This window comes from Sorangiineae bacterium MSr11954 (genome assembly GCA_037157815.1).
In the GTDB taxonomy this organism is placed as follows: Bacteria; Myxococcota_A; Polyangia; order Polyangiales; family Polyangiaceae; genus Pendulispora; species Pendulispora albinea.
Window position 1 is genome coordinate 11,818,437 of sequence record CP089984.1, and the last position, 14,994, is coordinate 11,833,430.

General features: G+C 65.7%; 17 protein-coding genes. 5 read left to right on the forward strand and 12 right to left on the reverse strand.

Annotated elements, in window-relative coordinates; translation table 11 throughout:
- Positions 1-7: 7 nt before the first annotated feature.
- The 7 genes from LZC94_46575 to LZC94_46605 are packed head-to-tail and all read right to left on the reverse strand — an operon-like array spanning position 8 to position 5,698.
- Positions 8-427 carry a hypothetical protein gene (locus LZC94_46575; protein WXB15275.1) on the reverse strand — a complete coding sequence of 140 codons (420 nt, stop codon included), beginning with the start codon at positions 425-427 and terminating at the stop codon, positions 8-10.
- A complete protein-coding gene (locus tag LZC94_46580; GenBank protein WXB15276.1) occupies positions 424-1,260 on the reverse strand; it encodes a hypothetical protein in 837 nt (278 codons plus the stop codon). The genes LZC94_46575 and LZC94_46580 overlap by 4 nt, the downstream gene beginning before the upstream one ends.
- On the reverse strand, positions 1,254-2,123 hold the full coding sequence (locus tag LZC94_46585) for a diiron oxygenase (GenBank protein ID WXB15277.1): 870 nt from the start codon (positions 2,121-2,123) through the stop codon (positions 1,254-1,256). Before LZC94_46585 ends, LZC94_46580 begins: the two co-directional genes overlap by 7 nt.
- Positions 2,120-2,383, reverse strand: a complete 264-nt coding sequence (locus LZC94_46590) for a hypothetical protein (GenBank protein WXB15278.1) — start codon at positions 2,381-2,383, stop codon at positions 2,120-2,122. The genes LZC94_46585 and LZC94_46590 overlap by 4 nt, the downstream gene beginning before the upstream one ends.
- The gene (locus LZC94_46595; GenBank protein WXB15279.1) at positions 2,376-3,539 is read right to left on the reverse strand and encodes an SDR family oxidoreductase; all 1,164 of its coding nucleotides are present in this window, start codon (positions 3,537-3,539) and stop codon (positions 2,376-2,378) included. The genes LZC94_46590 and LZC94_46595 overlap by 8 nt, the downstream gene beginning before the upstream one ends.
- A 33-nt stretch (positions 3,540-3,572) precedes the next feature.
- On the reverse strand, positions 3,573-4,550 hold the full coding sequence (locus LZC94_46600) for a hypothetical protein (protein WXB15280.1): 978 nt from the start codon (positions 4,548-4,550) through the stop codon (positions 3,573-3,575).
- Positions 4,551-4,567: 17 nt separating this feature from the next.
- On the reverse strand, positions 4,568-5,698 hold the full coding sequence (locus tag LZC94_46605; GenBank protein WXB15281.1) for a BtaA family protein: 1,131 nt from the start codon (positions 5,696-5,698) through the stop codon (positions 4,568-4,570).
- Between the two features lie 121 nt (positions 5,699-5,819).
- Between LZC94_46605 and LZC94_46610 the strand changes: the two genes are divergently transcribed.
- The 3 genes from LZC94_46610 to LZC94_46620 are packed head-to-tail and all read left to right on the forward strand — an operon-like array spanning position 5,820 to position 8,814.
- Positions 5,820-6,944, forward strand: a complete 1,125-nt coding sequence (locus tag LZC94_46610) for an ABC transporter permease (protein WXB15282.1) — start codon at positions 5,820-5,822, stop codon at positions 6,942-6,944.
- On the forward strand, positions 6,941-7,654 hold the full coding sequence (locus tag LZC94_46615; protein WXB15283.1) for an ABC transporter ATP-binding protein: 714 nt from the start codon (positions 6,941-6,943) through the stop codon (positions 7,652-7,654). The genes LZC94_46610 and LZC94_46615 overlap by 4 nt, the downstream gene beginning before the upstream one ends.
- Positions 7,651-8,814 (forward strand): efflux RND transporter periplasmic adaptor subunit, encoded by a 1,164-nt coding sequence (locus tag LZC94_46620; protein ID WXB15284.1) that lies wholly within the window; start codon positions 7,651-7,653, stop codon positions 8,812-8,814. The genes LZC94_46615 and LZC94_46620 overlap by 4 nt, the downstream gene beginning before the upstream one ends.
- Here the strand turns inward: LZC94_46620 and LZC94_46625 are convergent.
- From LZC94_46625 to LZC94_46640, 4 genes are all read right to left on the reverse strand, one after another.
- The gene (locus LZC94_46625; GenBank protein WXB15285.1) at positions 8,792-9,844 is read right to left on the reverse strand and encodes an AraC family transcriptional regulator; all 1,053 of its coding nucleotides are present in this window, start codon (positions 9,842-9,844) and stop codon (positions 8,792-8,794) included. The two genes, LZC94_46620 and LZC94_46625, sit on opposite strands and share 23 nt — an antisense overlap.
- Positions 9,845-10,162: 318 nt before the next feature.
- A complete protein-coding gene (locus LZC94_46630) occupies positions 10,163-11,167 on the reverse strand; it encodes a DUF3618 domain-containing protein (GenBank protein WXB15286.1) in 1,005 nt (334 codons plus the stop codon).
- Positions 11,164-11,559: a phage holin family protein gene (locus LZC94_46635; protein ID WXB15287.1), complete on the reverse strand. Its 396-nt coding sequence runs from the start codon at positions 11,557-11,559 to the stop codon at positions 11,164-11,166. Before LZC94_46635 ends, LZC94_46630 begins: the two co-directional genes overlap by 4 nt.
- On the reverse strand, positions 11,559-12,290 hold the full coding sequence (locus LZC94_46640) for a hypothetical protein (protein WXB15288.1): 732 nt from the start codon (positions 12,288-12,290) through the stop codon (positions 11,559-11,561). Before LZC94_46640 ends, LZC94_46635 begins: the two co-directional genes overlap by 1 nt.
- 383 nt (positions 12,291-12,673) lie before the next feature.
- On the opposite strand from LZC94_46640, the gene LZC94_46645 reads away from it, so the two are divergent.
- Complete coding sequence (locus LZC94_46645; protein WXB15289.1) at positions 12,674-13,435, forward strand: hypothetical protein; 762 nt, start codon at positions 12,674-12,676, stop codon at positions 13,433-13,435.
- A 55-nt stretch (positions 13,436-13,490) separates the two neighbouring features.
- On the opposite strand, the gene LZC94_46650 is transcribed toward LZC94_46645, so the two are convergent.
- Positions 13,491-14,084 carry a formylmethanofuran dehydrogenase subunit E family protein gene (locus LZC94_46650; protein WXB15290.1) on the reverse strand — a complete coding sequence of 198 codons (594 nt, stop codon included), beginning with the start codon at positions 14,082-14,084 and terminating at the stop codon, positions 13,491-13,493.
- 142 nt (positions 14,085-14,226) lie between these two features.
- On the opposite strand from LZC94_46650, the gene LZC94_46655 reads away from it, so the two are divergent.
- Positions 14,227-14,799, forward strand: a complete 573-nt coding sequence (locus LZC94_46655; GenBank protein ID WXB15291.1) for a TetR family transcriptional regulator — start codon at positions 14,227-14,229, stop codon at positions 14,797-14,799.
- Positions 14,800-14,994: the final 195 nt, after the last annotated feature.

The following is a 14,994-nucleotide window of genomic DNA, read 5'->3' on the forward strand; positions in this document are numbered from 1 at the left end:
GCGAAGGTTACTGGAGGCGTCCGAGCACGAAACCCACCAAGAGCACCACCACCCCGGCGAGCTCCCCGATGGCCAAGAGCCATGTGCCGGTGGTGGTGGTGAACGTGCGGCGCTCGTACTGATTGTCCGTCTCGCGGGTGAACCCCAGACGAATGTACGTGCCGATGGCCACGGCGAAGAAGAAGACCGGCACCGCCACCGCCCCCACGTTCACCGCCTCGGGCAGCGCGCTCGACTCGGCCAACTTTCCGAGCACCAGCGCGGCAAAGCTGTACATCAACGACGCGCGGTGCGCGATATCGACATACGTGGGGGCGCGATGCTCCGCGCTCGCCATGATCGCGCGGAACTTCCATACGCCCGAGATCAATCCGACCAAGAGGAACACGCCGCTCGACATCGTCGCAAAGAACACCGAGCTGCTCATGGTTGGTCCTTCTCCAGCCCGCACGGCCAGCCCGCCGGATCGTCTCCGTGCACCGCCACGATGGTCGAGGCCCACCGCTCGATCCCGAACGCCACGCACGCGGTGTGGGCGGCCTCTCCTCGGAATCGAAGATCGAAGGCCTCGCCAAAGAAATTCCGGTGGCGATTGAGCGAGCCCAGGGCGAGCTCGCGGTGGATCATTTCCTTCTTCGTTGGAAATAGCTTTTGGTGCGCATAGCGCGACGAGCGGCGCGGATCGAAGAAGGGATCGGTGGCCGTCTCGAAATGCAGCGGGATCCCCCACCTGGCCGAGAGCTTCTCCACGCGCTCGCGCGCCGTCTCGAGGAATTCACCGACGGTGGCCGCGCTTCCCACGTGCACCATCTCCCGCATGCGGAACGACGCGCGCCGCTCCAGGCCGTGGTAGCTGCGTTCGCGACGAAAGCACGTCCCGAGGGTGGTCCCCACGTACGGTGTTTCGAGCTCGCATCCACGCATCGCTGGATAAAAGGAGTAGCAGGCCGCCGGTGCGAGCGCCAATTCGATGGGGGCGGCCGACGTCAGCTCCACGGGGCCCGATGCCTCGGCGCCGTTCGCCTTCCGGAACGCCTCGATGGCCTCGTCGGAGGGCTCCGGCGACACCGGCAGCAGGATCAAATGCGGAAAGCTGGTGAAGTAATCGATGCGCCGCAAATCGGAGACGTTCACGAAGGGAGGAAAGACCCACGGCTCGGCGTCGAACGAGCGGGCGAGCTCCACGAAGAGGCGGTCGATGCGATCGGCCAAAAGGGCCAGCGGGCCCCGGAGGGCGGCCGGCATGGTGGGGTTCAGCATGGCGCGAGGGCCCCCAACCTCGAGAGAAAGTCGCATGTGCGCCGGGTGGCCTCACGGCCGAGCGCCGCGCGCTCCGGGAGCGCCAGGATCTCGCGCCGCAGCGCATAGGGATCGCCGGGAACACCCGCGTCGCGAAGGACCGCGGCGCTGACATAGCTTCGAAGGGTCGCGTCGATGAACGCGCGCAAATGTGCGCGCACGCGATCGCGCACCTCCTCCGGCCACGCCAGCGCGTAGCGCTCCCACAGGGCCACGAGCGCGGCCTTTCCAAAGGCGATGTGCCGGGCCTCGTCCTCGGCGTGGTAACGGTTGATCCCGCGCACGAGCGGCCATAGCGCGTCGTCGCCGGCCAGCCGCCGGTTGTAGGAATCGGCGATCTGTTCGAAGGCCAGCACCCGGGCGAAGAAGAGAATGTCCTCCTCTCCCGGGTGCGGATCGCGGCCAAAGCGGATTTGCGGATCGGGGTAGACGACCCCTCCGTACGACATGCAAAAGCGTGAAAAGACCACGCTATGCGCATTTTCTTCGTGCACGAAGTGGTGCATGTATTCGGCCACCGTGGCGCACGCGCCCTTGTAGAGGCGCTGCACCAAACCCGTCAGCAGCTCCCGCTCGCCGGCGATGTTCAACGAGAAGAAGTGCACGGCCTCCTGCAGATGGAGCCGCCAGCGCTGCTCGTCGCTCAACTCGGCGAGCAGGGGGTGACCGGCGAGCATGGATAATCCCGGGCTCATGGCCAATCGATCCGGCGGCGCGCGATCGGGCCATTCGAAGCGGGTGTGCGGGTTGGTGTATCGGACCACCGAGCGCTGGGACAGTTTCGTCGAGAGGTTGGTCCAACGCTCGAACGAAGGGGCGGTCACCTCGCGGCCTCCTGAAAAAAGGACGCGTAGATCCGAGCCAAGGTTCGCATCTGATCGGGGCGAAGATCCTCGCTCAGCACCGGCCGGCCCGAGAGCTCCTCGATGTAGAGGAGAAACTCCACGAGCTGGAGCGAGGAGAGCAAACGGCTCTCGATGAGATCCACGTCGTCGGCGAACTCCTCCGGCGGGGTGGGGTGGGCCGCGCGGATCCAGCGCCGGAGCAGCTCGATCGTCTCTGCGCGCGTGCGTGTTTCAACCATCGAGCATCGCCTCCCAACCCGGCTCGGAGAAGCCGCACGCCACCCCGTGCGCCGCCAACGTCGGCAGCCACTCGCGAACGTGCGGGAGATGGAGCCCGCTGGGCGCGAGATCGCGCTCGAGCCGCGTGCGATCGAAGACCTTGGGATACTCGAGCTGCCGCGTAAACACGCGCAGCTGCCGCACGACCCCGCGCAGTCCGAGGTGCGCGACCCGGTCGATGGTTTCCATGAAGCAGGAGAACGCCTCCGAGGTCACATAGGCCGCGCGCGGATAACCGCGCAGCCGCCACCTCGGCTCCACCTGGCAAACGGCTTCTTCGAAGGCGGGGAGCAGCTCGCCGAGCGAGAGCGAGCGCTCGGCCCCTGCGCACACGTGGTAGCGCGCGCCGGGCTCGAACGCCTGACCAAAGAGGTAGGCGATGGCATCGCACGCGTCGTCGACCGGGATGATGTCGACGATTTGCGCAGGGTCGCCCGGAACCATGGATAAGAGCCCTTGGTACAGAATCCGGAATACCGGATAAATACCGCTCATGCGAGCGACCCGGCCGTCCTCCCGCCGTCCGACCACCACGCCCAATCGATAGATGGAAAGGGGCAGGCCCGCGCGCCCCGCCTCCTCCTCGGCCACTGCCTTGGAGCGCTCGTATTCATTGACATGGCCGCACCCGAGATCGAGCGTATCCTCGAGGATGGTCCCCGTGCGCTGCCCGGCCACGTAAACGGTGGAGACGAGCCCGAAGCGATCCAACCTTCGACACCGCTTCGCGAACGCGAGCGCGTGCCGCGTGCCGACCACGTTGATCCGGTCGGCCTGCTCGGGGCTTTGTTGAAAGGACGTGGACGCGGCCGAGTGGACGATCCCCGTGATCGTTTCGGTGAGAGACCCGAGCGCGTGGGGCGCGAGTCCGAAGTCTGCGCGCGTCACATCGCCCGGCACCACGTGCACCCGATCGAGGTCGGCCGTCTTCACGCCGTTCTTCGCGGTGCTGGCCCATGCGCGGATCCAGCGCTCCTTGGCCGCGACCTCCGATGTGTCGCCGCGGATCAGCAAATAGAGGTGGGCGCCATCGGGCGCGTGGAGGAGGGAGCGAACCAGCTCGCTGCCCACGATGCCATTGGCACCCGTGATCAAGAGATTGGAGGAAGCTGTCATGATATCGACCTTCGAAATAAGAAATGTCCGGCGTTACGCTTCGAGGACCATGCACGTCCAGTGCGCGCCAAAGCCGGTGACGAACCAGGCCACCTTGTCCCCCGGGTTGACGAACCCTTCGTCGATGGCGTCGAGGTAGTTGATGACGTTGTCGGACGATACGGCGTGGCCGATGCGCGCGATGTTCTTCGTGTACATGCGCTCGGCCGGGGTGCCCACCATTTGGCCGATGATCTCCCAGCACTTCTGGTTCACGTTGTGCGGAATGAGCCGGTCGATGTCGGCCATCGTCCACCCGGCGTGCGCCACCGTCTCCAGGATGGTGTCGCGAACCAGGGGAAAAAAGCCGGCGATGAGCTGATCGTGCGACGCCTCGCCGTCCCAATAGACGCCGCGGGTGACGTGGCGCATCGCGCGGATGCGATTGCGCTCGGTGCGGCGCGAGACCACGCCGGCGCACGCTCCATCGCTCATCAGATTGTAGACGATCTCGCGGTTGGCCTCGGTGGGGAACTTATCGGCGGCGACGCAGAGCACGTGCTCGATGTCGGTCTCCGACGCGATGAGCGCGCGCGCCATGCGCACCGCGCCGTGGAACGCGCTGCACGCCAGCTGCGAGCCGCCGAACACGGGGACCTTGGGGAGCCCCAGCTCCAGCGCCAATCGTGTGCCGGGGAATCGAAACAAGGGGAGGGGATTGTGCGCGTGGTAGGCGTCGTACCCCGGGGGCGGGTCGACGATGTGGCTGGTGCCGACGCCGGCCGCATAAATGATCAGGTCGACCTTTTGGAGATCGAACCCCGAGCGCCGGACCAGATCGTCCACCGCGCCGCGGGCCAAATCCAAAGACGTCTCCGTCTCGGCGATGCTCACCGCGCCGAACCCGAGGTAGCGCAATTTGTCGGGCGCGCTGGTGGTGCGCGCGCTTCGGGCGAGCTCCTCGACCGAGTGCGATGCGCGCGGCAGACAGTAACCGAGGGCGCTCAATCCAATACTTCGTTCTTCCGACATTCCATCCGTCTCCATCGTCAAGCCGCCACCACGTCGCAAACGACGATCCGCCGCTGAACCCCGCTGCGGTCGCGCGTAATGGCATTTTCGAACCTCCGGTCGACGACGAACGTATTTCGCCATCGATCGGGGACTTCGGTGAACCCCACGAAATTGCGAAAACAGACGCGCGCCCCCGGCGCCGCCGTGCGCGCGACCTCGGCGAAGAGCGCGTCGATCTCGGCGGCGCTCATCCACTCCGGCACGTTGGACAGCGCGAATCGCTGGATCGATCGCGGCTCGCGGCTCGCGAGGTACTCGGTCACGCCCCCGTCCACCAGGGTGAGCCGATCCCGTCCCTCGGCGGCCTTTCGCGCGCCATCGGGGTTCAAGTAGAGGGGCCAGCCCGCCTCGTCGGCCGGGTAGTGGCCGGTCATCATGTAGTGAATGAAATAATTGTCGCGCGCGTGCACGGCCTTGAGCGAGTGTTCCAGCCCGTTCTGGAAGTGCTCGGCGAAGCTCGAGCCTCCACCGTGGTAAAATCGGTTCTGGCCCAAGCCCAAATAGCGGAAGACGCGCTGGTTCAAGAGAATGGGGAACAGCGCGCGCCACCTCCGCGTATTCCAATCGGACTCGTAGAAGGCGCGCTGCTCGTCCAAGGAGTCGAACGAGAGCATCCGATCGATGCGCGCGCGCGGGTGGACCGCGAACCGAATGATGCTGCCCAGCGCGCCCATGAAGCGCTCGGCCAGCCCCGCGCCCAGGACCCCACGGCGGATGGCGCCGAGCCTCCGGTCCCAATAGCGACGGGCTCCGTCGCTCAGCACGTGGCGGAGATCGTGGTAGGTTTCGATGCGCTGGCCCTCCTTCGAAGGCCGCCCGCCGAGGAACAAAATGGCATCGGCAGGCGGCAAGTCGAGCGCGGCCGCTTTGAGCTCGACCACGTGATTTTGCACGGTGTTGCGGTCCACGGACACGAGGGTGCCGGTGTTCTCCGACGCCAGAAACGACAGGGCGGTGCAGCCGCCGGAGCTGATCACCAGGGTGGTATCGTTGGGGCCAGGGGCGAGGGCCTCCAGTTCGAGCCGGGGATCTTCCAGGACCTGCGCGTAAAAGAGCCGGCCGGGGGCGGCTTCGGGGCGGGTGAGGCGACGGAGCACGGAACGCATGGGCCAGGAATATGGCCGCACTTTCGCCATGCGTGTCCGACCCGGGACGCCAAAAGGTGTAACCGCTCGCGCCAACAGCGGCATACGCGGGGCGCGCCTCGTAAATCACAGGCCGGCGATCATGATGAACGTTGCGCTACGCACGCTGTTTCACGAGCGTGGAAAATTCGTCGCGGCCCTGCTCGGAGTTTGTTTTGCGGCGACCCTGGTATTGGCCCAATCGGGCCTCTATTTCGGATTCAAAGGCATGTCGACCACCGTCATTTCGCACCTGCGCGGCGACGTCTGGGTCATGGCCAAGGGCACGCAATTGTTCGATTCGGCCGACCGCGTGTCGGCGGGGGCCGCGGAGGCGGTGGCCGCGCACCCGTGCGTGCGCGGCGTCCGCAGCCTCATCATGTCGTGGGCCACCTTGCGAAAGCCGAGCGGGGCGGTGGACAACGTGCAATTGATTGGCTTTGCGCGCGACGACCTCGATGTGGTGCCGTGGTCGCTCGCCGACGGGCTGCCCGCCGATCTCCACGCGCCCATGCGGGTCGCGGTGGACCGCTGGGATCTACCGCGGCTCGAGCTGGGCGATCCGGCCATCGGCGCGCCGGTGGAGGTGAACGACGTGCGGGCGTACGTGGGCGCGGTGACCACCGGCATTCGCGCCTTTACCGTCGTGCCCTTCGTATTTGCCGAGGCGACCTCCGCGCGCGCCCTGAACGGCATGGCCGAGGGCCAATCGACCTACCTCCTCGCCGATATGAACGACGCCGTCTGCGAACGCGATTTCGTAGCGTGGATCGGCGGGTCGGGCGATTTGCAGGCCGTACCGCAAAAGGAGTTCGAGCGCATGACCGCCGACTATTGGATGACGCGATCGGGGGCGGGGGGCGCCCTTGGTTTCAGCGCGCTGCTCGGGCTCTTGGTGGGCGTGATCGTCGTCGGGCAAACGCTCTATTCGCTGGTGGGCGGGCACTTGCGCGAGCTCGCCACCTGGAGGACCATGGGGGCCACGAGCCGCGAGCTTCTGAGCTTCGTCCTCTGGCAAGCTGGTTTCCTGGCGGTGGCAGGGACCATGTTGGCCATCGGGCTCGCCGTGGCCTTGCGCGAGGCGGCCACCTTGGGCGGCCTAAGCCTGGTCGTTTCGACGTACACCTTGCTCTTGGGGTTTGGCTCGACCTTCACCACCTGCGGGCTGTCGGCGCTCATCAGCGGCCTTCGGGTGCTCCGGCTCGAGCCGGCGGAGGTGTTCAAATGATCGCCCCGCTGGTGCGCACCCGGGGGCTGTCCAAGACATTTGGAGACGAGGGCGAGCTTACGCACGTCTTGCGCTCCGTCGATTTCGAGCTGCGGCCCGGTGAGCTGGTGCTGTTCATGGGGCCCTCCGGCTCGGGAAAAACGACGTTCATCTCGATCGTGGTCGGGGTCATGCGCGCGTCGGGCGGCCGGGTGGAATTGTGTGGAGCGGATATCACGGATGTTTCGCAAGAGAGCGCAGCGGCCCTGCGCCGGCGCAAATTGGGATTCGTGTTTCAAACGGACAATCTTTTTCCGGGGCTCACCGCGCATGGAAACGTGGCCGAGGTGCTGCGCATGAAGGGCTGCTCGCACGTGCAGGAGCGCGCGACGGAGGCCCTCGAAGCCGTGGGCCTCGGGCATCGGCTGCACCATCTCCCCGGCCAGCTCTCCGGCGGGCAACGGCAGCGCGTATCCATCGCCCGCGCCCTTGCCTCCGATCCCGCGCTGCTGGTCGGTGACGAGATCACCGCCGCGCTCGACGGCGAAATGGCCATGCGGGTGATGGACGTCGTCCGAGCGCGTACGAGCTCGGGCCGGGGTGCGCTCATCGTGACCCATGACGAGCGCCTGCTTCAATATGCCGATCGGGTGGTGCACATGGAGGATGGGCGCATTCGCTCCGATCTATCCAGACGGTCCGCTCGTGGGGTGATCACGGGGGCACCGTGAGCGGGCGCCGTCTTCGCCTGGCCGTGGGGCTCGCGGTCGCGGCTTCGGTGCTGGTCGTGGGGGGAACCCTCGTGCGCGGTGCCCTCACCGAGGTCGTCGAGGTGAAGTCCGGCACCTTGCACCCGAGCGTGGTGGCCCGCGCGGTGGTGGTGGCGTCCAAAGGCATTGCCGACGTGCGCCCTCGCGTCGACGGGCGTGTCGCAAAGGTTCACGCCCGCGAGGGCGAGGCCGTTCGTGCCGGGCAATTGTTGGTCGAAATCGATCCTGGCGAGCTCGCATCGACCTTGGAGCGCGTGGAGGCCGAGCGATCGAGCCGGATCGCGAGCGCCGACGCGGAGCTGCGCGTCGCACGTAGCGCGCTCGCGCTCGCAGCGGACCGCGAGCGCCGCACGGCGAAGCTGGTCACCAGCGGGTCGGAGAGCCCGCAAGCGCTGGTCGAGAGCCGGGCCGCGCTCGGGATGGCCCAGGCCGAGTACGGTCGCGTCCGCGCCCGGCGCGAATTGATCCGCGGCGGTCATGCCCCCCGGGAGTTGGCCGAGGGGGATTCGACCTCCGACGATGCCCGGCGGCGCCTCGAGCGAACGCGCATCGTCGCGCCCATCGATGGGGTCGTCCTCGAGCGGCGGGTCGACGAGGGCGATACGGTCAACGCCGGCGACGCGACCCTCTTCGAAATCGCCGATCCCAGGGCCACCGAGGTCGCCATCGAGGTCGAAGAGTCCGACGCCATGCTCGTCGCGCCGGGGCTCGAGGTCGTGTTGCGCATGCCCGGCAAAGGTGCCGACGTCGGGCGCGCGAGGATCGAGCGTACCAGCTCCACCCTGCAGCGCAGGACCATCGGCGCCGAGGACGCGAGGATCCGCGCCGAAAGCCAAATCCGCACCGCGTGGGCCACGTGGCTTGGCGATGCCTCCCACCCGCCGATGGTGCCCATTGGAAAGCGCCTCGAAGCCTGGATTGCGCTGACGCCGCACGACGCCATTGCCGTGGTCCCACGGCGCGCGGTCGCGGTCGACGACGGCGCGGCGCGCGTTCGGATCAAGTGGGGCCCGTTTCTGTCCGAACGCACGGTGCGGCTCGGGGTGGCGGACGAACAGTGGATTGAAATTTATGGGCTCGCCCCAGGCTCTTATGTGTCTACTCGAGGTCGCGGGAAATAGCATGCACCGCGCCGGGCTCATTCCTTCTTCGATATGCGGCGGGGGTCGTCCCCTTCCAGCGCCGGAACGCGCGATGAAACGCGCGGGTATCGGAATATCCCAACACATACGTGATTTCGCCGATCGAGAGCGTTTCGTTGGCCAGGTGCTGGAGGGCGAGCTGATGGCGAACGTCGTCGACCAGCTCGTTGAACGAGGTTTGACAATCGCGCAAGCGCCGTTGCAATGTCCGCACGCTCATCCGCAATCGATCCGCGACTTTGTCCACGCCGGGAGGACCGTTCAAGAGATCGCGCTGAATGACGTTTCGAACGGAGCCGAGAAAGTCGGTGGCCTGCGGAAGGATGCCCACGAGGATTTTGGCGTGCTCGTCGAGGACCGAGAGCAACGCAGGATCGGCCGTGGGCATGGGGCGATCGAGGAGCTCGCGGGCGAAGGAGATCCCATTGAAGGGGTGGGCGAATACGAGGTTGTCCGTGCCGAAGAACTCCACCAGCTCGTCGACGCAGGCTGGGCGATCGTGCCCGAAGTAAGCGCCGCACGGCGCGAACGCCGGATCGAGGATCTCGCGCACCCGGCGGACGAGGAGGGCCACCGTAAACTCATTGGGATGGCGGCCGCATCCGAATGGAAGTCCCACGATGCGGTGCTCGATGGTGCTCCGATCTTCGGTGACCCGGAGCGCGAACCGCGTGCGATCGGTGACCAAGCTCTGATAGCGGACCAATCGCGCCAGGGCATCCCCGACCTTTGGTGCAGTGTACGCGGAAAACTCGAAAACACCGTAGCTTCCGCGTGGATTGGCTTGCGCCATGCGCAGACCGATGAACGGCTCGTCGATCGCGCGTTCGGCGGCTTCGCTCAAATCGCGCAGCAGCTCCCAGCGAACGGGCTCGGTATCCGAATGTTCGGGAGGAAGCTCGAATCGACGCGCCAGCGCTCGGGCATCGCCGCCTCGGGACTGTACGTAGTGAAGAACGAAAGTTAGAAAACGGGTTCGTATCGTAAGAACGGGGTCGCTCGGGGTCATGATGAATCGGGTGAGGTGATGCGATAAGGAAGACAGACGTTATGGATCAAGTCTGGTTTTACGATCCAAAACGGGGCTGGTCACGTGACCTCGCGAATTGGGGTTAGGGTAGATTTTTTCTTCGATTCTGCAGTCGTCGGATGGCCGTCGGTGGTGCGTTTTTGCGGTGCACGATTGTTATCGTGGATGATGACGCGGCGCGTTGGCCTCAAAGGATGGATTGCGACCTAGCGGGAAGGGCTACTTCCCACTAGGTCCGTATCATGGTTAGGCAGTGAAGGATTGCGAGGCCACCAGGCCATCGCCGAGACCGCCCATCTACCCCGTTCGATGGTCCGCGCCGAGCGCTTCTTTTGCCTTATCGTGAACGTCCCCCACGACATGTTGGAGCGTCTGCGCCGCATCATGGGCCATGTGCGCCGCGCCGCCGAGCACGCGGTCTCGAACTTCACCCATCAACTGGTCCTCCTTCTGCGTGCGCGGCAGCGAGTAGCCCACCGCGACGCCCGCGATGACGGCGACGGCACCGAGCGCGAGCGGGTTCGATTGCATCGAGGATTCGAGGCTACGCTGCGCATCGTGCGCGAAATGCCCCGCCGTGTCGGCAGCATCGTGCACCAGGTGCCCCGTTGCCTCGGTGGCATCGTGGGCGAGCCGGCCGGTCGCGCCGGCGAGATGCTCGGCCGCCTCGACGCCGTGCCCCACGGCGCTGCGTACTGCGTCGGTCGCGTCGTGTGCGGCTCCACGGACGGCCGCGCCGGCCGTGTTCAGCGCGCCCCCCAATGGGTTCCTCCTCCGATGGTGCGACGTGCTGCGGTTCATCAAGAGCCATGCGATCCCAATTCCTGCGATGGCCGCGGGAATTGGATTCTGTCGGACCGTATCGACTAGGGTGTCTCGCGTCGTATTCATGAAGTCTCCTGCTTGCGTGGCGATGTTTTCGACACGCCCGATGGTTGCGTCGCGCACGCTCTGCTTGGTGTTCGCGATGGCCGTGTTGATATCTTTTTTGAGCGCTTCTCTGGCGTCCGAGGCGCCCTTCGTGACGATCTCTTTCGCCTCGTGGAGCTGTTCCTTGACGGCTCCCTTGGCCTCGACGATCTCCTCGTGAAGGGCCCCTTTTGCCACCTGAATCTGCTTCTCGAGGGCGTCCTTCGCCTCGGAAATCCCCTCGTGCAGGGCGGCCTTGATTTCGGCGGGGCTCAAACGTTGTTCGAGCGCCTGGATCGTCGTGCTCATCTGCCCGCGCGTGTGCTCGATTTCTTCACTGAGCTCTTTGACGCCTTTGTCATGCGAGGTCGGGGAGGGCTTGTCCATGCTCATCGAAGTTGCTCCTTCATCCATGTTGCGTCCTGCTTCAGCGTTTGGATGGTGCGCTGTGGAACGAAGTCGAGCCCGCGCAGCGCCTTCATCCCTCTACGAACGACGAGAAAGCCGCTCCCGCCTGCGATGATGCCGATGACCATGGCCGAGATCCACATGGGGACGAGGGGTTGAAGTCGAAGAATCAACCCCGCGATGACGGTAAGCAGGCCCGCCAGGGCGAGGACGCCGCCCACGCCGAGGAGGCCGAGATGGGACGTGGCACTCTTGGCGGTTTGACCCATCTCCGCCGATGCGAGCCGAATCTCTTGGCGAACGAGGGTGCCCGTCTCACTGGCGAGTGAGCCCAAGAGCGCACCGATCGTCGGCTCGCTCTTCGTCGGCATATCCATCAGCGGACCCCGGACCTGCCGGGTCCCCGCCAAGCATCGTTGCCGGCCTGCGAATTCGGTGAGAGCTGCCCATCGGATGGGACGGATGTCGCCGTGGCGTTCGGCGCGCCGTGCGCCGGGGAAGTCGGCGCCGTCGACGTGCCCGTTCTCGAGTGCGGCGGAAGCGCGCGATGACCGGCGTAGGCCGACGGCTGCAGCCGCCCATTGGCGGAGCTCGTGTTCCCGCGCGAATGCCCCGGTGTCGCACTTTTGAGGAAGCGGCCACCGAGCAGCCCGGCGAAAAAGGCGCCGCCGAGAAAGACCGCGGGTTCGCGGCGCGCGTACGTTTCCACATCGCCGAGCAATTGGCCTAGCGTTCGGGTCTGGAAATAGTCGGATATCTTTTCGACCGAGCTCGCGGCCCTCTCGACGTAATCGGTCGCGGGGCTCTCGTTCGAGCGAAGCTCCTTGCCCGTCCTGCGAAGCGCGTCGGCGAGCGAGCCAAGGTGCTCGGCCGCGAGGTCTTTGCCGGCACCCAACTTCGACTCGGCGGCCCTCTTCGCATCGGCGGCGACATCGCTCGCGACGTGCTTGACCTCCGCGGTGATTTCCCTTGCTCCGCCGGCCAGCCCTTCTTTCAAATCGTTCTCCGCGCGATCGGGTGAGCTGCCGCCATCTAAGCCAGTCGAAGTGCCGGCCTGTGGCTTGGAGGTATTGGAGGCCCCAGTCTGCGGTATCGTCTTCTGTGTCATCGACGTTCTCCCTGGTTGAAACCGATTGCGAGCGCACGGCGCGGCACCCAGCGGCAGCGCCAATTCGCGGCCGCGGCCGGCGTGCGCGATAAACGCAACGCCACTGCGATTGCTATGCCGTGACGCTCCCGGGCCGTTCACGCCACCTCCCAAAGGGACCGTCGCGCGATCATCTTGCTCCGTGAGGCAGAAAGGCTTTTTGCGCAAGGTTGCCTCGCAAAGCGCATCCGCGGTGGTAGCGGGCACCCCGATAAAAAGGAACCCCAAGGCGACGATGTCTTACGAGACCATGCGGCTCGGCGACCCGATGGAGGCCGCCGTCGACGACCCCCATAGTCTCGTGGTGCTCGTGGTGCTCATGGTGAATGAGGTATGGTGTGCGAATGGGCAAACGACAGGCTACCGAGATTTTCGAAGAGGAGCTCTCCAAGCGGAACATGGCGTTCACCATCCTGGAACCGGAGCTCTACGAAATCCGCGTTCACGGGGGGACGTACACGGTCAGCCTGCAAAACGTGGCGCGCGAGTACGAGCGTGAGGGGGATCCGGCCTGTATCGTGCACTTCGTGGAGCAGGCCTTGCGCCAAAGCGAGCTTCCGGCGTGGGAAGACGCTGGCCCCCGACTCTATTGGTCCGCGGAGCCATCCGATCAGGACTTCGGCGAGACGTTGCGCGAGGAGATCACCCCCACGGTCTCGCGCGTCCTCGTATTGGCCGACCCGCACGAGGAGCGGATCCGATGGCTGACCCAGCGCGAGCTCGCGACGTGGGGCGTCGACATCGCGGATCTTCGAGCAGCCGCGGGGCAAAACCTCGATCGGCTCCTCGTCGGGAAAAAGCCCGAGGTTTCGCTCGTCGATGGTCACCAGCTGGGCATGATCCCCGTCGAATCGGTCTTCAAAGCCTCTCTCGTCTTCGCGCCGGGCTTCAAGGACTTCGTGGAGGCCGACATCGGCTGGCCGGTCCTCGCGGTCATTCCATGCCGCGACTTCATTTACGTGATCGCCGAGAGCGACAAAGCCTTTTTGGGCCGATTGGGCGGCGTCGTGCAACGCGAGTTTCGCGAATCGGGATATCCCATTACGACGGAGGTCTTACGCATCGCAGACGATGGCATCCGGGCCATCGGGGCGTTTCCGCGCTGACCCCGGCTATCGGGCGTTTCCGCGCGGGCTCCGGGCCCGGCGGGCGGGCGCCCGATCAGCGATGGGGCTCGATCACGTCGAAGATTTGCTCGTCGGGCAAGGTCAGGACCTCGCGCCCTGCGTCGCCGAGGCGCTCGCGTGGAATGTCCTTGTAGCGCGCGACGAAGGCCGCGGATGGACGCACGGTGATGCTCTCGCCGGTGGACTTTTTGCGATACGTCGTATGCAGCTCGGCCTCGGGGGCCTCCGCGAGCGAAAGGTTCAATTTGCCGAGGCTCGCCCCCGTCGCCGCGGCCGCGCCGTCGGCAACGCATGTGTATTGCACCTTTCGCGGCGAGTGATGGACCACGTCCAAATCGAAGCTCCCTTGCTTCAACCCCAGCCGGGCCAGCGCGAAGGATCCCATGCGGTAACCCGCGACGACCCAAGGTCCGGCGCCGCCGTGAATCACGGTTACGCGCTCGAGCGGGCGCGACGCAGGCGCCTCTTGGTCCGCGGACGTCGCGCGGGCTGCCGGCGCATGTTCGGCGGCCGGCGCCGCGTGTTCGGCGGGGCGCGCATGTTCGGCCGGCGGTGCCTGCTGGGCGCAACCGACCACCGCCGCACACCATGCGGCCATTCCAATCCAGGTCACGATTCGCGTGCGCATCGGGCTGCGAAACTCTCACGAATCGGATCGACTGCCTAGGCGATGCGCGCGGAGCCGTAGAGCACGGTACGAAGAAATGTTCGTACACCTGTACGAACAATCCTTGACCCGTGTTCCAACGCTTCGTACAAACGTACGAGACATGAGCGACAAGCGAACCGCGATCCTCGAGGCCACCCTTCGCGTCATCGTGCGTGGGGGGGTCAACGCGGTTCGCTACCGCGAGGTGGCTGCCGAGGCCGGCGTCGCGCTGGGGACGATATCGTATCAATACCCGGCGCGCGAAGAGCTCATTCGCTCGGCGTTCGAGCACTACCTCGCCAAGACCATGGTGTCGCTCCGCGCGCTCGCCGATACGATCGATATCCGGAAACCGGAAGATCTCGCCCGATTGCTCGTAGATGCCATTCTCGTGGACTTTGCGGATCCGGACAAAATGTACCTCGTGGAGAATGAGCTCGTCCTTTACGCTGCGCGCGATCCGGCCCTCGCCGAAGCTTATACGGCGTGGGATCGGTCCCTCGTGGCCCAGCTCGGGGAGATCGTCGAGCGAGTCGGGGGGACCTCTCCTTTCTCCATTGCGCAGACACTCTTGGAGCTGACGCGCGGCTTCTCCTTTGCCGCCCTGATCCAGAAAGAGCCCGACTTCGAAGATTTCAAAAAACGAGTCACACGTATCGTCTCGGCGCTCTTCCCGGCGCCCGAGACGCCCTGACGAAGTACCGATGAAGCATCCATAAACGAGTTTCTGCAGGCCCCGGCGACGGGGTCGGCGGAGACGTTCATCCTCGTCCCCGAACGTCGGTTCGCGCGCACCGAGCTCGGTGCCCGATCCGGCGCAGCGCCGGCGTCCGCGTTCTCGAGCGTTCGCCCGCCCGCGCTCGCCCTCTCTTTTGACGCCCGCGTCGGC